This window comes from Bradyrhizobium sp. CCGUVB23 (assembly GCF_024199885.1).
Classification (GTDB): Bacteria; Pseudomonadota; Alphaproteobacteria; order Rhizobiales; family Xanthobacteraceae; genus Bradyrhizobium.
The window spans coordinates 7,600,526-7,620,901 of sequence record NZ_JANADQ010000001.1 but is presented as its reverse complement, the minus strand read 5'-3'; the positions used below and the strand labels follow the sequence as shown (position 1 = coordinate 7,620,901).

Annotated in this window: 20 protein-coding genes; 8 read left to right on the top strand and 12 right to left on the bottom strand. The window is 61.8% G+C overall.

What is annotated here, in order from left to right:
- Positions 1 to 8: 8 nt before the first annotated feature.
- Both NLN62_RS35445 and NLN62_RS35440 read left to right on the top strand, forming a co-directional pair.
- Positions 9 to 938 (top strand): 3-keto-5-aminohexanoate cleavage protein, encoded by a 930-nt coding sequence (locus tag NLN62_RS35445; RefSeq protein WP_254111866.1) that lies wholly within the window; start codon positions 9 to 11, stop codon positions 936 to 938.
- A 24-nt stretch (positions 939 to 962) separates the two neighbouring features.
- Positions 963 to 2,108 carry an acyl-CoA dehydrogenase family protein gene (locus NLN62_RS35440; RefSeq protein ID WP_254111865.1) on the top strand — a complete coding sequence of 382 codons (1,146 nt, stop codon included), beginning with the start codon at positions 963 to 965 and terminating at the stop codon, positions 2,106 to 2,108.
- A gap of 31 nt (positions 2,109 to 2,139) precedes the next feature.
- Here the strand turns inward: NLN62_RS35440 and NLN62_RS35435 are convergent, their stop codons facing one another.
- From NLN62_RS35435 to NLN62_RS35425, 3 genes are read right to left on the bottom strand one after another with little or no spacing between them, the layout of a single operon-like run.
- Entirely contained in the window at positions 2,140 to 3,324 is a 1,185-nt protein-coding gene (locus NLN62_RS35435) for an acyl-CoA dehydrogenase family protein (protein WP_254111864.1), read from the bottom strand.
- A complete protein-coding gene (locus NLN62_RS35430; RefSeq protein WP_254111863.1) occupies positions 3,317 to 4,198 on the bottom strand; it encodes a CoA ester lyase in 882 nt (293 codons plus the stop codon). The genes NLN62_RS35435 and NLN62_RS35430 overlap by 8 nt, the downstream gene beginning before the upstream one ends.
- The gene (locus NLN62_RS35425; protein ID WP_254111862.1) at positions 4,195 to 4,647 is read right to left on the bottom strand and encodes a MaoC family dehydratase; all 453 of its coding nucleotides are present in this window, start codon (positions 4,645 to 4,647) and stop codon (positions 4,195 to 4,197) included. Before NLN62_RS35425 ends, NLN62_RS35430 begins: the two co-directional genes overlap by 4 nt.
- 137 nt (positions 4,648 to 4,784) lie before the next feature.
- Here NLN62_RS35425 and NLN62_RS35420 point away from each other — a divergent pair, with 137 nt between their 5' ends.
- Positions 4,785 to 5,798 carry an NADP-dependent oxidoreductase gene (locus NLN62_RS35420; protein ID WP_254111861.1) on the top strand — a complete coding sequence of 338 codons (1,014 nt, stop codon included), beginning with the start codon at positions 4,785 to 4,787 and terminating at the stop codon, positions 5,796 to 5,798.
- Between the two features lie 11 nt (positions 5,799 to 5,809).
- On the opposite strand, the gene NLN62_RS35415 is transcribed toward NLN62_RS35420, so the two are convergent.
- Complete coding sequence (locus NLN62_RS35415; protein WP_254111860.1) at positions 5,810 to 6,685, bottom strand: SDR family oxidoreductase; 876 nt, start codon at positions 6,683 to 6,685, stop codon at positions 5,810 to 5,812.
- Between the two features lie 141 nt (positions 6,686 to 6,826).
- On the opposite strand from NLN62_RS35415, the gene NLN62_RS35410 reads away from it, so the two are divergent.
- Positions 6,827 to 7,630, top strand: a complete 804-nt coding sequence (locus NLN62_RS35410) for an enoyl-CoA hydratase/isomerase family protein (RefSeq protein WP_254111859.1) — start codon at positions 6,827 to 6,829, stop codon at positions 7,628 to 7,630.
- Between the two features lies 1 nt (position 7,631).
- Here NLN62_RS35410 and NLN62_RS35405 read toward each other — a convergent pair whose 3' ends face one another.
- The 3 genes from NLN62_RS35405 to NLN62_RS35395 all read right to left on the bottom strand — a co-directional run bounded on the left by NLN62_RS35405 (position 7,632) and on the right by NLN62_RS35395 (position 11,087).
- Positions 7,632 to 9,245, bottom strand: coding sequence for an AMP-binding protein (locus NLN62_RS35405; protein ID WP_254111858.1), 1,614 nt, complete (start codon positions 9,243 to 9,245; stop codon positions 7,632 to 7,634).
- Positions 9,246 to 9,362: 117 nt separating this feature from the next.
- Positions 9,363 to 10,163 carry an enoyl-CoA hydratase/isomerase family protein gene (locus tag NLN62_RS35400; protein ID WP_254111857.1) on the bottom strand — a complete coding sequence of 267 codons (801 nt, stop codon included), beginning with the start codon at positions 10,161 to 10,163 and terminating at the stop codon, positions 9,363 to 9,365.
- A 42-nt stretch (positions 10,164 to 10,205) separates the two neighbouring features.
- Entirely contained in the window at positions 10,206 to 11,087 is an 882-nt protein-coding gene (locus tag NLN62_RS35395) for an SDR family oxidoreductase (RefSeq protein WP_254111856.1), read from the bottom strand.
- Positions 11,088 to 11,367: 280 nt separating this feature from the next.
- Between NLN62_RS35395 and NLN62_RS35390 the strand changes: the two genes are divergently transcribed.
- Entirely contained in the window at positions 11,368 to 11,820 is a 453-nt protein-coding gene (locus tag NLN62_RS35390) for a MarR family winged helix-turn-helix transcriptional regulator (RefSeq protein ID WP_254111855.1), read from the top strand.
- A 46-nt stretch (positions 11,821 to 11,866) separates the two neighbouring features.
- On the opposite strand, the gene NLN62_RS35385 is transcribed toward NLN62_RS35390, so the two are convergent.
- Together NLN62_RS35385 and NLN62_RS35380 are read right to left on the bottom strand one after the other, a co-directional pair.
- Positions 11,867 to 12,769, bottom strand: coding sequence for an SDR family oxidoreductase (locus tag NLN62_RS35385; RefSeq protein WP_254111854.1), 903 nt, complete (start codon positions 12,767 to 12,769; stop codon positions 11,867 to 11,869).
- Between the two features lie 13 nt (positions 12,770 to 12,782).
- Complete coding sequence (locus NLN62_RS35380) at positions 12,783 to 14,015, bottom strand: ABC transporter substrate-binding protein (protein WP_371933059.1); 1,233 nt, start codon at positions 14,013 to 14,015, stop codon at positions 12,783 to 12,785.
- Positions 14,016 to 14,234: 219 nt separating this feature from the next.
- Here NLN62_RS35380 and NLN62_RS35375 point away from each other — a divergent pair, with 219 nt between their 5' ends.
- On the top strand, positions 14,235 to 15,086 hold the full coding sequence (locus tag NLN62_RS35375) for a MaoC/PaaZ C-terminal domain-containing protein (protein ID WP_254111853.1): 852 nt from the start codon (positions 14,235 to 14,237) through the stop codon (positions 15,084 to 15,086).
- Position 15,087: 1 nt separating this feature from the next.
- On the opposite strand, the gene NLN62_RS35370 is transcribed toward NLN62_RS35375, so the two are convergent.
- From NLN62_RS35370 to NLN62_RS35360, 3 genes are all read right to left on the bottom strand, one after another.
- Positions 15,088 to 16,062, bottom strand: a complete 975-nt coding sequence (locus tag NLN62_RS35370) for a tripartite tricarboxylate transporter substrate binding protein (RefSeq protein ID WP_254111852.1) — start codon at positions 16,060 to 16,062, stop codon at positions 15,088 to 15,090.
- A gap of 156 nt (positions 16,063 to 16,218) precedes the next feature.
- Positions 16,219 to 16,617: a hypothetical protein gene (locus tag NLN62_RS35365; protein WP_254111851.1), complete on the bottom strand. Its 399-nt coding sequence runs from the start codon at positions 16,615 to 16,617 to the stop codon at positions 16,219 to 16,221.
- A 98-nt stretch (positions 16,618 to 16,715) separates the two neighbouring features.
- On the bottom strand, positions 16,716 to 17,693 hold the full coding sequence (locus NLN62_RS35360) for an amidohydrolase family protein (protein WP_254111850.1): 978 nt from the start codon (positions 17,691 to 17,693) through the stop codon (positions 16,716 to 16,718).
- A gap of 161 nt (positions 17,694 to 17,854) precedes the next feature.
- Here NLN62_RS35360 and NLN62_RS35355 point away from each other — a divergent pair, with 161 nt between their 5' ends.
- A complete protein-coding gene (locus NLN62_RS35355; protein WP_254111849.1) occupies positions 17,855 to 19,072 on the top strand; it encodes an NAD(P)/FAD-dependent oxidoreductase in 1,218 nt (405 codons plus the stop codon).
- 30 nt (positions 19,073 to 19,102) lie between these two features.
- Positions 19,103 to 20,374 (top strand): Rieske 2Fe-2S domain-containing protein, encoded by a 1,272-nt coding sequence (locus NLN62_RS35350; protein ID WP_254111848.1) that lies wholly within the window; start codon positions 19,103 to 19,105, stop codon positions 20,372 to 20,374.
- The last annotated feature ends 2 nt before the right edge of the window (positions 20,375 to 20,376 follow it).

Sequence of the window (20,376 nt, the reverse complement as noted above, 5' to 3'; positions counted from 1 at the left end):
AGCCTTCCATGGCGTCCAACAAGATCATCATCTCCTGCGCGGTCACGGGATCGATCCACACGCCCTCGATGTCACCGCATTTGCCGGTGACGCCCGCGGAGATCGCCGAGTCCGCGCTCGGCGCAGCGGCGGCCGGGGCTGCGATCGTGCATCTGCACGCGCGCAACCCGGTCGACGGACGACCAGATCAATCGCCGGAAGCCTTCGAACCCTTCCTGCGAGTGATCAAGCAAAGCTCCAACGTCGTCGTGAACCTGACAACCGGCGGATCACCTTACATGACGGTGGAGGAGCGCGTCCGTCCTGCAGCGACATGGAAGCCAGAGGTTGCGAGCCTGAACATGGGGTCGATGAACTTCGGCCTGTTCCCGATGCTGAAGCGCTATAAGTCGTTCAAGCACGACTGGGAGCCGCAGATGCTGGAGGGCTCGCACGACCTCGTCTTCCGCAACTCCTTCAAGGACATCCGCTACGCGCTGGAGACGTTGAACAGCTCCGGTGCGCGCTACGAATTCGAATGCTATGACACCAGCCACCTCTACAATCTGCACTATTTCTGGACCGAGGGGTTGTTGAAGGCCCCGCTCTTCATCCAGACTTGCTTCGGATTGCTTGGTGGCATTGGCTCGCATCCGGACGACGTCATGCACATGAAGCGAACGGCCGATCGGCTGTTCGGCGACAACTATCGCTGGTCCGTGCTCGGCGCCGGTCGCGCCCAGATGCCGGTTGCCGCGATGGCGGCGTCGATGGGCGGCAACGTTCGCGTGGGGCTCGAAGACAGCCTTTGGATCGGCTCCGGCCGCCTCGCCGAAACCAATGCGGCCCAAGTGACCCAGGTCCGCAAGATCATCGAAGGCCTCGAACTCGAAATCGCAAGTCCCGATGAGGCACGTGAAATCCTCCAGCTCAAAGGCGGCGATAAAGTCGCTTTTTGAGGTTCAACCAACGGCTTGACCAATATGCTGCAAAATCGCCCGGTCTTCGACGAAGAGCATGCCCTCTTGCGCGAAAGCGTCCGCCGCTTCTGCGCGGCAAAGATCGAACCGCGCTTCCAGGAATGGGAGAAGGCCGGAATCATCGATCGTGCTCTCTGGCCGGCAGCCGGCGAAGCTGGCCTGCTCTGCCCCCAGGTACCGGAGCAATATGGCGGCATCGGCGGCGACTTCCGCCACAACGCCGTGGTGATCGAAGAGCTCGCCTATTCGGGCTTTGCGGGGCCGGCGACGGACTTCTCGGTGCACAACGATGTTTGCTGCGGCTATCTCCTGAGCTACGGCACGGAGGAGCAAAAGAAGAAATGGCTGCCGCGCATGGTCTCGGGCGAGACCGTGTGCGCGATCGCCATGACCGAGCCCGGAACCGGCAGCGACCTCCAGGGTATCCGCACCCGCGCGATCCACGAAGGCGACGAATACGTCATCTCGGGCCAGAAGACTTTCATCTCGAACGGCCAGATGTGCGATCTTGTCATCGCGGTGGCCCGCACCAATCCGGACGGCGGATCGCGCGGCATGAGCCTGATCCTCGTCGAGACCGACCGCCCCGGCTTCCGGCACGGCCGCAATCTCGACAAGCTCGGCCACCTCTCGTCCGACACGTCGGAGCTGTTCTTCGATCAAGTCCGCGTTCCCGTCACGAACCTGCTGGGCTCGGAAGGCGGCGCCATGGCAGCGCTGATGAGCGAACTGCCGCAGGAGCGCCTGACAATCGCACTCCACTCGATCGCATCTGCGCAAAAGGCCTTCGACATCACCAAAGCATATGTGCAGGAGCGCAAAGCGTTTGGACAGGCGGTTGGCACGTTTCAGAACACGCGGTTCAAGCTGGCCGATCTCAAGTCTGATCTTGCCGTCGGCTGGGCCTACGTCGATCAATGCCTCAGCCAGCACGTCCGCGGTGAGCTGACCACCTATGCCGCATCCACCGCGAAGCTTTGGGTCACGGAGATGCACGGACGGCTGGTCGATCAGTGCCTGCAATTCTTCGGCGGCTATGGCTTCATGCGCGAATACGAGATTTGCCGACTGTTTGCGGACGCGCGGGTGCTCCGCATTTATGGCGGAACGTCCGAGATCATGCGGGAGCTGATCTCGCGAAATCTCTGACGCTCGCTGTGGCCCGCGCTTTCGGCGCGGGTCAGTAGCTCTTCGGCAGATCGAGCACCTTCTCGGCGATGAAGCTCAGCATGAGCTGCTCGGTGATCGGCGCAAGCCGCGTAATCGAGACTTCTCGGAACAACCTTTCGACGTGATATTCCTTGGCATAGCCGAAGCCGCCGTGGGTCATGATCGCCTGCCAGGCGGCATCATGACCGGCGCGCGCGCCAAGGAATTTCGCACTATTGGCCTCGGCGCCACAGGGCTTGCCGGTATCGTAGAGCCAGGCCGCACGCATGGCCATCAGCCAGGCCGACTCGAGGTACATCCATTTCTCCGCCAACGGGTGCTGGATTCCCTGGTTCTGGCCGATCGGACGATCGAACACCACGCGCTCCCTGGCGTACTGTGTCGCGCGGCGTAGCGCGTCCTGTCCAATACCGATGGCTTCGACCGCAATCAGGATGCGCTCGGGATTGAGGCTGTGCAGGATGTAGGAAAAGCCCTTCCCTTCCTCGCCGATCCGATCCTCTTCCGGGATGAAGAGACCGTCGATGAAGATCGCGTTGGAATCCACGGCCTTGCGGCCCATCTTCGGGATTCGGCGCACCTCGATCTTCGAACGATCGAGGTCGGTATAGAAGATGGTGATGCCGTCGGTCGGTCGCTTGCAGTCCTCGAACTTCGTGGTCCGCGTCAACAGCATGATCTTGTTCGCGACCTGCGCGGTCGAGGTCCAGACCTTCTGTCCGTTCACGCGATAGCCGCCCGGGACCTTCTCGGCAAAGGTCTTGATGCGTGTGGTGTTCAGCCCCGCATCCGGCTCAGTGAAGCCGAAGCAGCATTGATCCCCGCCCGACACCAGTCGAGGCACCCAGCGCCGCTTCTGTTCATCGGTCCCCTTCACCACGATGGGGTGTGGCCCGAACAGGTTGATGTGGACCGCCGATGCCGAGGTCATGCCGCCACCGTGGCTCGCCACCTCATGCATCATGATCGCAGCTTCGGAGACGCCAAGGCCGGCGCCGCCATACTCCTCGGGCATGGTGATGCCGAGCCAGCCGGCCTCCGCCATGGCGCGGTGGAACTCATGCGGAAACTTGCCGTCGTCGTCGCGCGCCAGCCAGTATTCGTCATCGAAGCGCGTGACGACGGCGCGCACGCCTTCACGGATTGCTGCGTGATCCTCGGGCACGTCGAGCTGATTTGCGAACGATCTATCCATTCGAGTTGCCCTCCCCGACCGATGCCAGTGTCCTTCGTGCCGCGACCAGATGCGGAATGTCGTACATCTTCCCGTCGATCCCTACAGTTCCAACGTCAGGCGCCGCAGCGAACGCGGCGACGACCCGCCGTGCATGCGCAAGATCGTCCTCTGACGGGGTGAAGCAGGCATTGATGGTAGCGACCTGATCCGGATGAATGGCGATCCGACCGACGAATCCGTCCCGACGCGCGATCTTGCAGTTTTCGGCCAATCCCTTCTGATCTCGGAAGTCGACATACAGGGTTTCGAGCGCCGCCGCCCCCGCGGCGCCGGCAGCGAACAGGCACTGCGCACGTGCCACCTGGTAGGGAAACGTCCAGCTGCCATCCGTCTCCCGAGGCGTGAGAGCGCCGAGCGCCGCGCTCAAATCTTCTCCGCCCCAGGTCATCGCGACCAGACGCTTGTTCTTCCGAGCATAGCCGTTGAAGCCGATCATGGCGGCTGGCGTTTCGGTCGCCACCACCAGAAGCTTGACGTGGCCGGGCGCAACGCCAGCCGCGACCTCGAGCACGTCGACATAATGCGACACAAGCTCGACGTCTTCGATACCGTTGACCTTGGGGATCAGAATGCCGTCGAGGCCGGGACGAACCACCGCCGCCAGATCCTCCAGGGTGAGATTGGTGCCGAACGGATTGATCCGAACCAGGAACGACCAGTCTCCGGTTCGCCCCCCCAGCATGTCCTTGACCGCATCCCGGGCGAACGCCTTGCGGCCAGGCGCAACCGAGTCCTCGAGATCAAGGATCAGCGCATCCGCCCCGACGCTGCTTGCCTTGGCGAACTTGCGTTCGCTGTCAGCCGGTACAAAGAGCAGCGAGCGCAATCTCATGCCGGCCTCCTCATCATCAATGCGTTCCTGCGGCAGTAAACCACCTCTTCATCGCGCTGATTGAATCCGCGATGCTCGAACGTCACGATACCCTGCGTAGGGCGCGACTTGCTCTCGCGGACGGCGATGACCTTGGTCTCGGCGCGCAGCGTGTCGCCGCCGAACACCGGACGCGGAAACTTTGTGTCCTCCATGCCCAGATTGCCGACAGTGGTCCCGAGCGTCGTATCCTGGACCGACAAGCCGATGATAAGACCCAATGTGAAAATCGAGTTCATCAAGGGCTTTCCAAACTCGGTACTCTTGGCATAGTCGTGATCGATATGGATTGCTGCCGGATTGTAGGTCAGCGACGAGAACAGGATGTTGTCCATGTCCGTCACGGTGCGACGGATCTCGTGGACAAACGTCTGCCCGACCGAAAATTGCTCGAAGTAGAGCCCCGTCATGTGCTTGCCTCTTGTTGGATGTTGCAGGGGTCCGGCAGCCTGGGTCGCCGAAACTTCCTTGACGCGTTCTTGTCTCCCGCCCATTTTCTACCGTATAGTTATATCGTACACAAGTGTACTAATTATGAGGATCGCTCATGGCCGCTCGTGAAAACCGACAGGTCCTGCTCGCGGCGCGGCCGCGTGGGATACCGCAACCCGAGCACTTTTTGCTGGTGACGGAGCCGGTCGCCACTCCCGGCAAGGGCGAGATCCTGATCGAAAATCGCTTTCTCTCCGTCGATCCCGCGCAGCGCGGATGGGCCAATGACGAGGGGAACTACAGTGCGCCGGTGCCGCTGAACACGCCGATGCGCGCCCTCGCTGTCGGCGAAATCCTGGAGAGCAATGCGCCGGACTTCCGGGCCGGCGAATTCGTCTACGGGTGGTTTGGCTGGCAGCGCTATTGCGTCACCACACCAGATGCCGTGATGCGTCGCGTTGTTCCATCCGCACTCCCCCTCAGTGCCAATCTGAGTGTCCTCGGCATGAACGGTCTCACCGCCTATCTTGCGTTCCACGGCCTGGGCAATCCCAAACCCGGCGAGCATGTCCTCGTCTCGACGGCCGCCGGCAGCGTGGGAAGCTTTGTTGGCCAATTGGCGCAGATCGCCGGTTGCCGCGCCGTCGGGCTCACCAGTTCCGCCGACAAGATGGCGCAAGCCAAGGGCCGCTACGGCTATCAGGACATGATCAACTACCGTGAGGCCGCCGACCTCGGCGCGGCAATCCGCGCGGCCTGCCCGGACGGCAACGATATCTTCTTCGATAACACCGGCGGCCCGATCGCCGACGCCGCCATCCGCACGATGCGGCTGCATGGCCGCGTCATTCAGTGCGGCACGGCCGCGAACGCGTCCTGGACCCCCGTCCCGACCGGTCCGCGGCCCGAACGCGAAATCCTGACGCGACGGCTACGCTGGTCCGGCTTCATCATCTTCGATCATGTTGCCGAGTTCGAAACGGCTGCGGCACACCTCGCCGAGTTCGCGCTTGCCGGCAAGATCGTTCACGATGAGGAAATCCTACCGGGCCTGGAGCACGCGCCCGGCGCGATTGCCCGGCTTTACCGGGGGGAGAACCACGGAAAGCTGATCATCGCGGTCGACTGAGCGGCCCCCCATTACGCGCCGGCCTTGCCCTTCATCACCTCAGGCAGTTTCGCGCGATGGAAGCCTTCGAAGGGAACGCTGCGGTTATGTGGCTCGAGCTTCCAGGTGGTACGCGCATTGGGCGTTCCGCCGTCGACGCGAATACAGGAGCCGGTGATGTAGGCAGCCGCCGGTGACAGCAGATAGGTGATGGCAGCCGATATTTCTGCTTCGGTCCCGAAACGCTGGAGCGGCACACGTTCGGTGAAGTCGTGAAGCTTTTTCTGCATTTCCGGCGAATAGGTATCGAAGCCGCTCGAGACGATGCCGCCAGGCGCCACCGCATTTACGCGCACGCCCGCTGAGGACCATTCGCAGGCAGCCGTCTCCGTCAAGGTCAACATGCCGCCCCGTGCCGCGGCCGAGTGACCGAATTCGGGCCAGCCATGCCAGATGTCGGCGATAATGTTCACGATCGCCCCGCCGTTGGCCTCCATACAGCGGTTATAGACCTCGCGCATGAAGATGAAGCCGCCGGTCAGATTGTTGCGCACGACCGCCTCAAAGCCCTTGGTCGAGATCGTCTTCAAGGGTGCTCGAAACTGACCGCCTGCATTGTTGACCAGGCCGTCGATTCGGCCGTAGCGCGCGAGCACCGCATCGACGGCGCCGATCACCATCGCTTCATCGCGGATGTCGCAGGCATGGCTCATTGCCCGCCCGCCATCCTCCTCGATCTCGTGCTGCACCTCGACCAGCTTCTCCATCGTCCTGCCAAGGATTGCGACGTTCGCACCGAGAGCGGCCAGCTCGTGTGCGGTGCACCGTCCGATGCCGCTGCCACCTCCGGTTACGATGATCGTCTGCCCCCTGAACAGATCCGGCCTGAACACGGACTGATATGGCATTTCGTGGCTCCCTGAAGATCTTGTCGCAAGGCGATGCAGCCTATCTCAACGAGATGGAGGCTGCGATGCGCATTGCGTCGAATAATAGTACGCTATATTACTATTGTCACCAAAAGACATTGAGCGATGGGAGGAGCAACCATGCGGCAACCGAGCACCATCACCGTCGAGACCCAAGGTGCGATCGACATCCTGACCTTAGACCGCCCCGCCCAGCTCAACGCGGTGTCCCCCGATATGATCTCGGAGTTGACGGAGTATTTCTCCGGGCTCCACGACCGGCCGACAACACGGGTCGTGATCCTGCGCGGCAACGGGCCCGCGTTCTCTGCCGGCGCCGAACTCGGATCGGACGCGTTTGCCGCACCCGGCAACGGCCGGCCGCAGCGCCAGCTCAAGATGCAGCAGAATTATTCAGGCGTCATCCGTCTGATGCGCTCATGCCCGCAGCCGATCATCGGCCTTGTCCATGGCGCAGCATGCGGGGCCGGCTTTTCCTTCCTGCTCGCTTGTGATGTCCGCTTCGCGGCACCCGACGCACGCATGAATGCTGCCTACATTCGCGTCGGCGTCGGCGGTTGCGACATGGGGTCAGGTTACCTGCTTCCGAGGCTGGTCGGTCTATCGGTCGCCTCCGAATTCTTGCTTACGGGTCGTTTTCTCAAAGCTGAGCGCGCCAAGACCATCGGTCTCATCAGCGACGTGGTTCCAGCCGACGACCTGCTCACACGGGGAATGGAATTTGCCTCCGAGATGTTGCGCACGTCTCCAATGGGACTACGGTTGACCAAGCAGGCGCTCAACATGCTGATCGACGCCCCAAGCCTCGACGCGGCCCTCATGATGGAAGATCGCCAGCAAGTCATCCTTCTGGAGACGCATGATCACAGGGAAGCCGTCGCCGCGTTTCGCGAGCGACGGGATCCGACCTATTCCGATCAATGACCTACTTCGCGCCAGCAAATGCGGCGGCGGCCTGTCTGAGCTTGAATTTTTGGATCTTCCCGCTGGCGGTGCGCGGAAGCTCGGCCACGATCTCGACGCGTTCGGGCCAGAACTGCTTCGCCATCTTGGCGTCACCAAGATAGGCCTGCACCGCCGCCAGATCGATCGTGCCTCCTGTGCGGGGAACGATGAACGCACAGCCGCGTTCGCCGAGCCGCGCATCCGGAAAACCGACGATGGCGACCGCGGCAACCGCCGGATGCTTGTAGAGCAGATTTTCGATCTCAACGACCGGAACGTTCTCTCCGCCCCTGATCAGGATGTCTTTCACCCGTCCCGAGATCCGGATGTAGCCATCCCTATCCATGTAGGCGAGATCGCCGGAATCGAACCATCCTTCGCAATCGAAGGTCGGCAGTTCCGGACGCTTGTAGTAGCCCTTGAACATCTGCGCACCGCGAACCAGCAATCGTCCCGATTGCCCCGCAGGCACCGGCCTGCTCTCGTCGTCAACGATCTTGACTTCCATTCCCTCGAGCGACCGGCCATCCGTGCTTGCTGACTTTTCCGCGGCACGCGCTGGCTCGGTCAGCGAGCCCGAGAGCACCTCGGTCATGCCCCAGAGCGAGCAGACTTTGAGACCCAATTCGCTCGCCGCCCGCTCGATCAGGACGGAAGGAATTGGCGCGCCGCCGCACAGGAAAGAACGAAGGCTCTTCGGCTGCGGTGCCCCCGCCTTCACCGCGTCGCAGATATCGCTGAGGAACGGCGTCGATGCTGCCGTATACGTCACGTCTTCGCGGGCCATCAAACCGACGCCGCGCTTGGCCTCCCAGATATCCTGCAGGATCATTGTTCCCTGGAGATAAACCGAAAGCAGCACGATCGCCGCGTAACCGGTCATGTGACCGACGGGCGAAGCCACCAGCAGGACATCGGTTGAATGAAGCCCGAACCTTCCCGACAGCGCCTTGCAGCAGGCAATCAGCGAGTTCGAGGTATGCATGACCCCCTTGGGTTCACCCGTCGTGCCTGAGGTGAACATCAGTACGGACATGTCATCTGGGCGAAGACCGCGCGGAAGCTTGTCTGGCTCGGACGACAACAGCACCCTGTCGAAGCTGGTCTCGCCCTCGCCGTCAACCACGATCACGTGCTTGAGGTGGGGAAGATCGGCGCGCATGCCCCGCGCCATCGCGGCGTAATCGAACCCGCGGTAGCTCTTGGGAACGATGAACACCTTCGCCTGGCAGAAATTCAGGATGTAGAGCAGCTCGCGCTCCCTCAGGATCGGCATCACCGGATTCATCACCGCGCCGATCTTGCTGCAGGCGAACGCCGTGACGACGAACTCCCACCAATTGGGAAGTTGAACGGTAATGACGTCGCCGGGTCCGACCCCGAGCCGCAGCAACGAGCTCGCGGCGCGATTGGCAAGATCCTCCAATTGCCTGTAAGTGAAGCGAGGTGCCTGCTCGCGATCCGCCCGGTCGGCGACGATGGCGACCTTGTCGGGCGTCTTCGCCGCGGCCTCGGCCAAAAGCAGATCGACGGTCTTGTCCAACCAATAGCCGGCTTCGCGAAAGCTGGCTTGCCTGGTGGTTGCCACAGTCATGAATCCCTCCACTGCTGTGCTCGCGTCCGACCTCGCCGTCGGATCATTTTCGTTTATGTGTGTATCTTATTGCAGAGTATGATTTATCGGCGATGATCCAGATTGTCGCCCCGCTGATCATTTTCCGACGAATACCGGCTTTCGTTTTTCGACGAAGGCCTTGACGCCTTCCCTGGCATCGACCGTTCGTGAGATTGCCGCGAGCGTCTGTGCTTCTTCCTCGAGCTGGCTTTCGAACGATCGATCGGATGTCTGGCAAAACAGGCGCTTGATCGCACCAAATGCCTCCGTGGGACCGCTGGCAAGCTCCTTCGCTATTCGTGCCGCCTCGGACTGGACGGCGCTGTCCGAAACCACGAAATCGACCAAGCCCAGCGACAACGCAGCTTTTGCGTCGAGCGTCTCGCCGAGCAGGAAAAAACGCCTCGCACGCGCAACGCCGATCCGGCGCGTGACGGTCGTGGTCGAACCGCTGTCGGGGCTAAATCCGATCTTGGAAAATGCCGCCGAAATCCGCGCCGATTCCGCCACCACGACGAGGTCGGCGGCCGCCACGAGGGACACGCTCCCGCCGGCGACATTGCCGTGAACCGCGGCAACGACGGGCGCCCGCATGCGAACCATTCTCGCGATCGCCGCGTGCAAGTCGGCCGTCCACGCCTTGATCGTCCTTGGCAGTGCGTCCCCCTGCTTGACGAGCGACATCAGGTCGCCGCCGACGCTGAACAATCGTCCGCGCGCCGAGAGCAGCACCGCCCGCACATCGTCGCGCTCGCTCAACTCCGCGATGCACAGGCCGAACTCGCGACAGAATTCCCCGTCAATCGGGTTGCCGCGCTCCGGCTGGTCTAGGACGATGTGAGCGAGACCATCGTCGATGGTGCATTCGAAGGTCTTTGTTGATACGGCCAGTCCCATCGGCGTCTCTCCCTTCGTCACCGCAAGCTGCGCTTATACGGATCAAATCGATCGCGCCTGCTTTTCCTTCTGCACCGACGCCTGAATGGCTTCCCGGGCGCGCTGCCAATCGGCCGGCGACAATTTCGAGAGGCCCGCAAAGGTGCTAGGCGCCGCCAGATGATGACCGCCGTCGATGGCGATCGTGTCGCCCGTGATGTAGCTGCAGCCGTCCGACATCAGGAAGATCAGGAGATTGCGCAACTCGTCCATCTTGCCAAAGCGACGCAACGGCACCTCGTCCGCTTGCGTGGCGCCGACGCCAGTCTCCGCCAATGGATTGAGCTTGTCCCACGCGCCTTCGGTCGGGAACGGCCCGGGCGCGATCGCATTGACACGAATGCCTTTTGGTCCCCACTCCACCGCGAGCGACATGGTCATCGCATGCACCGCCGCCTTTGCCATCGCCGACGGCACCACATAGGCCGACCCGGTCCATACCCAGGTCACGAGATTGCTGATGATCACGCCCGGCAGACCCGCGGCGATCCACCGCTTGCCGCAGGCAAGCGAGGCATAGAACGAGCCGTCCATGACGGTTGAACGAACAGCCTCATAGCCACGCGGCGACAGGCTTTCGGTCGGCGCCAGGAAGTTGGCTGCAGCGTTGTTGACGAGGCCGGTAAGCGGTCCGTGCTCCCAGATGCTGGCCGCCAACGCTTCGACACTGTCGGGATCGCGGACATTGGCGAGCAGCGCCGTCGCCTGCCCTCCCGATCTCGCCTGGATTTCCTGCGTGGCCTGATCCAGGACCTCCTTGCGTCGCCCGCAAATGTACACATGCGCACCATGGGCGGCGAAACCGATCGCCATCTCCTTGCCAAGCCCGGTCCCCCCGCCGGTGATGAGGATGCGCTTTCCTTTGAGCACTGCGGCATCGAACATGAGCAACGTCCTCCCTGCGGCCGGTTGCAATTGCGGCGAGCCGCCCCCGGACCGGATAGTTCTGAGCAAGTAATACACTAGCGTACTTGTTTTGTAAATCGATCGGCAGGTCCGACAAGGACGGTATTGGCGCTCTTCCCTTTAAAATACGCTGGTGTATGGTATTACTTTAACCTTGGCCCCGACTCGGCCTTCAAGGAAAATATCGATGGTTGATCAGACCGATTGGGATCTACGGCTAGGCTATCTCATCCACGACGTGTCGCGGCTCCGGAGAATGATGTTCGATCGCGCACTGGCGCCGCTCGGGATCACCCGCTCCCAGTGGTGGGTGCTCGCATTCATCTCGCGCAAGGACGGCCTGCCGCAGACGCAGTTGGCGAATGAGCTCGACGTCGGCAAGGTCGCCGTGGGTGCTCTGATCGATCGCCTGGAATCCTCCGGCTTCGTGATACGCCAGGCCGATCCGGTCGACAGGCGGGTCAAGCGGGTCTACGTGACCAAACAGGCGCGCGGCTTTCTGGAGAAGCTCAGGAAGGAAACCGACAAGTTCAACGCCCAGATTGTCCACGGAATCGACCGCAAGCAGCTGGAAGCCGCCTCGGAGGCGCTGCTCGCCATGAAACACAACCTCCTCGCCATGTCGGACGGCACACAGACCGGCACCGTCGAGGACGAGGAAGAAGAAGTGCAGCGCTCGAAACCCCGCAAAAAGCGGCGGGTGGCCGCTTGAGGCCTGCCACCCACCTGAGGTGCACTCCGGGAGGAGTCCAAGAAAGTCATGAGACGATGTCGCGTCCCCAGATATCGGCATTGGGGCGCGCTTTCCGCATCAGCTCCATGACTTGAGGGCCGAGTTCGTTCGGATCGTCGACCGGATCGATTCCAGGACCGGCGTGCCAGCCTTCAGCGACTTTGAGAATTCCATCGCCCGCCTCGAACACGCGACCGGTCACCTCAGCGGACTCCTCGCTCGCGAGCCAGACCACGATTGGCGCGACCCAACGCGGGTTCCGGCGCTTGATCTCCTCCTCGGTGCGCTCTCGCAAGCCCTCGGTCATGCGGGTCTGCGCTCGAGGTGCGATCGCGTTCACCGTGATGCCGTACTGCCGAAGCTCCATCGCACTGACAATGGTAAAAGCCGCTATTCCCGCCTTAGCGGCTCCGTAGTTGCTCTGGCCGACATTGCCGAACAGTCCGGATGCGGACGAAGTGTTGATCAAGCGAGCGTTGACCGGTGCGCCGCGTTTTTTGGTCTCCTGTCGCCAGTATTGCGCTGCATGGTGACACGGCGCGAAGGTGCCCTTGAGGTGCACCTTGATCACGGCGTCCCATTCCGCCTCGGTCATGTTGACCATCATGCGGTCGCGCAGGATTCCGGCATTGTTGACGAGAACGTCGAGCCGGCCGAACGTGTTGATGGCATCGTCGATGAGCGCCTTGGCGCCGGCCCAATCGCTAACGTCATTGCCATTCACGATTGCCTCGCCGCCACCGCGCTTGATCTCATCGACAACCTCTTGAGCGGGCGAAAGGTCGGCACCCTCGCCCGCCGCGGTGCTGCCGAGATCGTTGACGACCACTTTGGCGCCCTGCTCCGCCAGCATCAGCGCGTATTCGCGTCCAAGCCCGCGGCCGCCCCCCGTCACAATCGCAACCCGTCCGGCGCATAGCTGTCCCATTCGTCGCCTCCCTCTAGTTTCCGGCAGCGCCGCTCATGACGTCGCCAAACAGATGCCAGTTCGTCCCCTCGAAGCGCATCAACTGCCATTGCTTGACCGGCGCAAAATCGACCGGCGAGGTGTTCAAGCGGATCCCGGGCAGCAACATTCCCAGTTCGACCTGCTTCAGATTGGAGGCAAGCCGCATGACGTTCTCGCGTGTGAGATCGTCTCCGCATTGCTTCAGCAGGTAAACGAGCGCCTGCGCCGTGTTGTAGCCATTCACGATCAACGTATCGCTGCGGTCGGCGCCTGGAAAATAGCCATCGAGAAATTCGTTGAGCTCCTTGAGGCCGGCGTCGTCCTTCCAGGCAGGATCATTCGGATCCTTGAAATACGCCGCCGAGATCAGCCCTTGCGCATTCTCGAAACCTGCCGGCTTGATCACGCTGCCGATCGACGCCGACACATAGCTGAGAAGGTGCAGCGGCTTCCAGCCGAGTTCCGATACCTTCTTGATCGCCTGCGCCGCAAATTTTGGGGTCGCAATGTCGAACAGCACGTCGGCGCCGGTCGATCTCAGCTTGACGAGATGGGAATCGATGGTCGGCTCCGACACGTCGAAAGCCTCTTCCGCGACGATCATGGAAGCAGCCCTGTCGCCAAGGCCCTGCTTTATCCCCTTGAGATAGTCCTTCCCGAAGTCATCGTTCTGGAAGAGGATCGCCACCTTGGCAGCGGGCTGCTTTTGCAGCACATATTTCGCGTAGATGTAGCCTTCCGTCTCGTAGCTTGGGGTGAAACCCATCGTCCATGGGAAGTTCTTCGGATCGTTCCACTTGGCGGCGCCGCTCGACACAAAGAGCTGAGGCACCTTCCTGGCATTCAGGTATTTTTGTACGGCCGAGTTCGCCGCAGTGCCGAGCGCATTGAAGACCAGCAGAACCTCGTCGCTCTCGACTAGGCGCCTCGTCTGTTCGACCGTCTTCGGTGGTGAATAGGCGTCATCATAGGACAGGAAAACGATGCGGCGCCCGTTGATACCCCCCTCCGCATTGACCTTGCGGAAGTACGCCTCCTCGGTCTTCGCGACCATGCTGAAGGCTGACGCGGGACCGCTATAGGGAGACGTGTTGCCAATCCTAATCTCGGTGTCGCTGACGCCGGGGCCATATATCTTCTCACCGGCAATTGCCTGACTGGCGAGCATGCCGGCCAGGATCAGCAGCACGGCTCTTGCAGCTCCGCAGCCACCCTCTCGCGGCACAGCCCATCTGGACCGTCTCTCGACGCGGCCCCAACGGTTCGACCGCCCAGCGCTCCAGATCACTGCGTCACTCCCTGCCCGGCACATCCCGCGCCAGCAAATTGTTAATTAGTACACTTGTGTACTATATGATATGACACCATTGCAACTGCTTTTCAGCGGTAGCGAACAATCTCACCGTCGGGTGTCGCATCCAGTCTCTAGCGCATGGAGGATATCTTGAACCTCAAAGCCGTCCGAAACTTCCGCTTTGAACCGGTCTCGCACACCTACACGCGCCGGGACACCATGCTCTACGCACTCGGCCTTGGTTACGGTTCCGATCCTCTCGACACCTCGCAGCTCAATTTCGTGTACGAAGCCGATCTTCGCGCCGTGCCCTCCATCTGCTGCGTGCTCGCCCATCCGGGCTTCTGGGCGAAACGGCCAGAACTTGAGATCGATTGGGTCAGACTGCTCCACGGCGAGCAGAGCTTTGAGATCCACTGTCCTGTTCCACCGGAAGGCACGGTCAATGCCGGCTACGAGATCTCGGCGGTTGCCGACAAGGGCACCGGCAAAGGTGCCGTTCTGCACCTGGTCAAGACGCTGAACGACGCGGGCGGAAAGAAGCTGGCGACGGTCCGGAGCGTGCTGTTCCTGCGTGGCGACGGCGGCTGTGGCAGCTTCGGCATCGTCCCGAGCGAAGCCAGTCCTCTTTCCGAACAGCCTCCCTCGGAGATCCAGGACATCGCCACGCTGCCGCAAGGCGCCCTGATCTACCGGTTGAGCGGCGACTACAATCCGATCCACGCAGATCCCGCGGCCGCCACAAGGGCGGGGTTCGAGCGCCCGATCCTGCATGGCCTGTGCACATTGGGAATAGCAACCCGCGCTGTCCTTGCAAGCCTTGCAGACGGGGAGCCTGATCGTCTCAAGTTGCTGTCAGCGCGCTTCAGCCGACCGGTGTTTCCCGGCGAGACGATCCGTACGGAATTCTTCAACACGGTCGGTCAAATCCGCTTCCGCTCGCGAGCGATCGAGCGGGACGTCGTCGTGCTGGACCGCGGAATGGTGGCTCTGCGGAATTGAGCTACTTCTTTTCAATCTTCGCGACGTCGACGATTTCGGCCCAGCGGCGAGTGTCGGCCTCCTCGAACGCCTTCAATTCGTCCGGACCGGCTGGAAACGGCTTGGCCCCGACGGATTGAAGATAAGCCCCCGTGTCCTTGCTCTTAACGAAGCCGAGCACGACTTGGCCGAGCTTTGCGACGATATCCGGAGGAGTGCCGGTCCGCACGAAAACCCCGACCCAGGCCGTGAGCTCGGCCCCGGACAATCCGGCCTGCGCCAGCGTCGGGACCTCAGGCATGCTCTCCAACCGCTCGGCACTCGTCACCGCCAGCACGCGCAATCGGCCATCCTGGATCAGGCCCTGCGCGCTGGCGGGATCGGCGAAAACACAATCGATCTCTCCGCTCAGAACGTCAGTCAAGGCCTGCGGCATTCCCCGATATGGAACGTGCTGCATTTCGATTCCGGCCCTGTAGCGGAATAGCTCGGCTGCGCCACGGCTCGACGTGTTGCCGCTGCCGAAAGAGAGCGGCTTCGGACGCGACTTGGCAAAGGCGATGAACTCGGCGACGGTCTTGGCCGCGAACTCGGGCTTCACCGCAAGCATCATTGGAATGGTCATGATCCCCGCCACAGGCGCGAAATCCGCCTTGGGATCATAGGGCATTTCGTTGAACAGGCTGACATTGGCCGCCTGCGTTGAGTTCGTCGTGACGAACACGGTATAACCGTCCGCTTCTGCCTTCAGAACGGAGAGTGCGGCAAGATTGCCGTCGGCGCCGGGCTTGTTCTCGACCAGCACCGTTACGCCTGTATCGACTCGCATGCTCTCGGCCAGACGCCTCGTTACTGCGTCGGTCGCACTGCCCGCCGGAAACGGCACGATGAGATTGATGCGCCGCGACGGATAGGCTTCGGCCGAAGCTTGCCGCCAGCCCATCGCACCGGCCAACGCGACCGCAACACACAGCACGATTGCAACACGAAATCGCATCGATTTCTCCTCAAGACCCGAGCCGGTTCGCCTCACCGCACCACAGTCCCCATTCGTTCTAATAGTACTCTACTTTACTATCTAGGAGAACGTTTACAGACTAAGTGTCTGTTTTTCCGGGCCTCTCGTACCGTGATCGGCCGGGACCTGCCTCGTCTATCGGCACGGCACCGCCTCGCCGCGCGCCGCTGCCAGCTCAACGCGATCAATGCGCGCAAAGAGGCCGTCGCTGATCTCGATATCCACTGCGAAGTGCATGGGATCGGCGTGACCGCAGATAACATCGGGGAAATGCCAGCTCGCTCGTCCCAGCACTTTCTCCCCAGCAAGCACGGCGACCTCGAGCGGGTACCTAGCTCCGACGCCACGCGCACTCTGATAGCCATCGGCGATGCAGTAGAGCTCGAGCCGCGCCGTGTTACCGGCCAACTGCTGAACGGACAGCTCGATCTCGCAAAACCCAAAGGCCGGATCATCGCTGGAGCCCTCGGCATAGAAATAGAACGCGCCGATCTTTCCATGCATGCATCGACCGAGCCCGTAGTCCTTTGGCACCTGAGGGTCCGATCTAACAGGCGTTCGCGGCGGCAAGGGCCCGAGCGAACAGAACTGTCGGTAGGAATAGCAGCTTCCCAACGTGCCCTCCTCCTGCCCTATTGGAAACCAAAGAGCCGTCTTGCGTTGGCGGTGAGAACCTCGCGCGCGATGGGCAAGGCCCGTTCGGCGAATTGCGCAGGCCGGCCCTGCTTGATCGTAAAGGGATAGTCGGATCCGACGACAAGCCGATCCGTTCCGACCTTGCTGACGAGGTATTGCAGCGCAGATGGGTCATAGAGAACCGTGTCGTAGCAGAACCGGCGAGCGATCTCCTGCGGATCTCTCGCAAAAAGCTCACTTAGCGGCGCACCAAGTCCAAAGGCGTGCTGGAGGCGAGGCAGGATCCACGAGAGCGCACCGCCGCCGTGGCTGAGCAATATTCGCAGGTTCGGAAAACGCTCAAGCACACCGTGCGTCATCAGTGACACCGCCGCAAAGGCCGTCTCCAACGGGAATGCGGCCACCGCCGCGAGCTCGCTGCGGCCGGCAATCCGATCAAGTCCGAGCGGATGCAATGGATGCACCATCACCATCAATCCGGCTTGTTCTACGGCTGCATAAATCTCGTTCAAGCGCGACTCGCCAAGCGCGACGCCGTTGATATGCGTCCCGATCTCGATGCCACGTAGGCCGAGCGATCTGATCTCCTGCACGCGTCGCACCGCGAGCGCGACATCCTGCATTGGAACCATGCCGATTCCGATGAACTTTTCAGGATGACCGGCACATAGCGCCGCGATCCCCTCGTTCACGTGGCGGCACAGCGCATCCGCATCGGAAGGCGGAAACCAGTGCGACAGCAGCTCCGGCATCGGCGAGACGACCTGGACGTTGACGTCGTCCTCCGCCATGTCGTCGATACGGCGCGCCGCGTCCCAGCTTCGGGAATCGATGACGCGAAAAACCTTGCCTCCGACCATGACGGCGGCCGTTTCACCCCTGGTTTCGACGGAAGGCCAGAGCGGATTGCCGGTCGGTTCCGCCGGAATATGTCGCGGAACGAAATGCGTATGGGCATCGATCGCCTCGACCAAGACATCCTCCCTACCCTTTGTGCGCCGCACTCCGTGCCTGCCGGGCGCGCCATTTACAAGCAGGTTGGACTGTTTTTATTTTCTATGCAATGATATATTCGTATGCTAGTGCACTATCTATAACAGCGATCGGCAAAATCGCATCAGGGAGCGAAGCGGGCGTGGCGCATACGATCGAAAGCGTCGTCATCGCGGGGGCCGGCCAGGCCGGCGGCCGCGCCGCAGAAGCGCTCCGCGCACGCGGATTCAGGGGCTCCGTCACAATGATTGGAGATGAGCCGCACCCTCCCTACGAGCGGCCGCAACTTTCGAAGGCCTTACTGCAGTCGCCGGAGACGCCGATCGCCTACATCAAGCCGGCCCGCGACTGGGATGAAGCACTCGGCGTCCGTCTCGTGACCGGCGCTGCGGCGGTCGACTGCGATGCGGATCGCCGCATTCTAACGACGGCCGACGGTGGCGCCTTTCCGTTCGATCGCCTGCTGCTGGCGACCGGTACACGGCCGCGCCGGCTCGCGGCGCTCGACGACGCACCGCTCGAAGTGCAGTACCTGCGCAACGTCGAGGATGCATTCCGGTTTCGTCGCCATATCGGGGCGCGATCCCGTATCGTGATCATTGGAGGCGGTGTCATCGGCCTCGAAGCGGCATGCGCAGCCGCCAAGAGCGGCTGCCGTGTCACGGTCATCGAAAGCGAAGCACGGCTTCTCGCACGCGCGTTCCCAGGTCTGATCAGCGATCTCGTGGCCGAGAGGCACCGTAATCACGGCGTGGAATTCATCTTCGGCACGACGGTGTCCGGCGGCGGATCGGGCTCCGTTCGACTGAGCAATGGCGAGGCAATCGCGGCCGATCTGGTTCTCGTCGGCATTGGCGTAGCTCCATCGACCGGCCTTGCCGAACGGATCAAGCTCCCCACCACGGGAGGCATCGCAGTGGACGCCTGCGGACGCACGGCCGCACCCGATATCTTCTGTGCCGGCGATGCTGCCTTGCAGTGGAGCCGCTGCCATGGCCGCGCCATCCGCGTCGAAACCTGGGCCAATGCGCAGAACCAGGCGATCGCGGTGGCAGCCAACATGATCGGCGAGGTGAAGGAATACAACGACGCGCCCTGGTTCTGGACCGATCAGTATGACCTGAACATCCAGGTCGCCGGGGACATGTGCGATGCTGAACAGATCGTACGCGGCGATCCGAGCCGCGCCAAGTTTTCGATCGTGGCCATGCACGGAAGCGAAGTGGTCGGCGCTCTGTCGGTGAACGCCGCCAAGGACATGGCGATGTTCCGACGGATCATCGCAATGAACGCAAGGCCGTCGCGCGCCGATCTGGAGTCGCCCAGCTACGATCTGCGGGCCGCGTTGAAATCACAATGAGGATGAGACTGCCTTGAGGGAGGGACTGCAATGAATGCGTTCCAGCGAATGAATACCGCACTCATGGTCGACGAGGCCAAGCAGATCTTCAAGGTATCGCGCCAGACCTTTGTCGATCCGGATATTCTCGAAGCCGAACGCGCGCGGATCTTCGACAAATGCTGGCTCTATCTCGGACACGCCTCGGAGATTTCAAAGCCGGGCGACTTCGTCACACGTCACGTCGGTGGACGCAGCATCCTGTTCGCACGCGATGCCAAGGGCACTCTGCGCGCCATGTTCAACACCTGTCCGCACCGCGGCGCGCAGGTCTGCCGTGAAAAGCACGGCAACGCAAAATCCTTTCAGTGCTTCTATCACGGCTGGGTATTCGGCCTGGATGGCGCACTGCGCAGCCAGCCCGGCGAAGCTTCCTACGCTTCCGATTTCAAGGAGCGCAACACATCCAACATGCAGCAGGTGCCCCGGTTCGAGACCTACCGCGACTTCTGCTTCGTCTGCTTCGACCGGAATGCCGAAACGCTCGACAGCTATCTCGGGCCTGTGAAGGAATATCTCGACGTCATCGCGGACCAGGCCGAGACCGGCATGACGATCGTCGGTGGCACGCAGGAATACTCCATGCGGGCCAACTGGAAGCTGCTGACGGAGAACTCGATTGACGGCTATCACGCGCTCACGACGCATGCGACCTATTTCGATTACCTGAAAGCGACCAATGGCGGGCTGGCGCCGGTGCCGCTGGAAGGCGCAGCGCGCGACCTCGGCAACGGACACGCCGTGCTGGAGTACAAGGCGCCATGGGGGCGTCCGGTCGGACAGTGGATCCCGATGTGGGGTGAGGAGGGCAAACGCGAAATCGACCGGCTCGTTCAGGGGCTCGTCAAGCGTTTCGGCGAAGAGCGCGCCAAGCGGATCGCACTCTACAATCGCAACCTCTTCGTATTTCCCAATCTGGTCGTCAACGACATCATGGCGGTGACGATCCGGACCTACTACCCGCAGGCCCCTGACTTCATGACGGTGAGCGCATGGGCCCTGGCACCCAAGGAAGAGACGGATTGGGCGCGAAAGTACCGCCTGTTCAACTTCCTGGAGTTCCTGGGTCCGGGCGGTTTTGCTACCCCGGACGACGTTGAAGCACTCGAGCAGTGCCAGCGCGGCTTCCGCAACTCCAGCGAGGCGCAATGGAATGACATTTCCAAGGGCATGGGCAAGGAAACACCCGCCTATGACGATGAGCTGCAAATGCGGGCGTTCTGGTCGAACTGGAACAAGCGCGTCTTCGCGACGTCGGTCTGAAG

Coding starts and splice junctions, on each gene's coding strand:
- NLN62_RS35385 (WP_254111854.1), bottom strand. CDS start 12,769: ATGGGACAGCTATGCGCCGGACGGGTTGCGATTGTGACGGGGGGCGGC.
- NLN62_RS35370 (WP_254111852.1), bottom strand. CDS start 16,062: ATGCGATTTCGTGTTGCAATCGTGCTGTGTGTTGCGGTCGCGTTGGCC.
- NLN62_RS35350 (WP_254111848.1), top strand. CDS start 19,103: ATGAATGCGTTCCAGCGAATGAATACCGCACTCATGGTCGACGAGGCC.
- NLN62_RS35425 (WP_254111862.1), bottom strand. CDS start 4,647: ATGACGGGGCTCTACTTCGAGCAATTTTCGGTCGGGCAGACGTTTGTC.
- NLN62_RS35390 (WP_254111855.1), top strand. CDS start 11,368: ATGTTCGATCGCGCACTGGCGCCGCTCGGGATCACCCGCTCCCAGTGG.
- NLN62_RS35420 (WP_254111861.1), top strand. CDS start 4,785: ATGGCCGCTCGTGAAAACCGACAGGTCCTGCTCGCGGCGCGGCCGCGT.
- NLN62_RS35440 (WP_254111865.1), top strand. CDS start 963: ATGCTGCAAAATCGCCCGGTCTTCGACGAAGAGCATGCCCTCTTGCGC.
- NLN62_RS35405 (WP_254111858.1), bottom strand. CDS start 9,245: ATGACTGTGGCAACCACCAGGCAAGCCAGCTTTCGCGAAGCCGGCTAT.
- NLN62_RS35445 (WP_254111866.1), top strand. CDS start 9: ATGGCGTCCAACAAGATCATCATCTCCTGCGCGGTCACGGGATCGATC.
- NLN62_RS35395 (WP_254111856.1), bottom strand. CDS start 11,087: ATGTTCGATGCCGCAGTGCTCAAAGGAAAGCGCATCCTCATCACCGGC.
- NLN62_RS35435 (WP_254111864.1), bottom strand. CDS start 3,324: ATGGATAGATCGTTCGCAAATCAGCTCGACGTGCCCGAGGATCACGCA.
- NLN62_RS35430 (WP_254111863.1), bottom strand. CDS start 4,198: ATGAGATTGCGCTCGCTGCTCTTTGTACCGGCTGACAGCGAACGCAAG.
- NLN62_RS35400 (WP_254111857.1), bottom strand. CDS start 10,163: ATGGGACTGGCCGTATCAACAAAGACCTTCGAATGCACCATCGACGAT.
- NLN62_RS35410 (WP_254111859.1), top strand. CDS start 6,827: ATGCGGCAACCGAGCACCATCACCGTCGAGACCCAAGGTGCGATCGAC.
- NLN62_RS35415 (WP_254111860.1), bottom strand. CDS start 6,685: ATGCCATATCAGTCCGTGTTCAGGCCGGATCTGTTCAGGGGGCAGACG.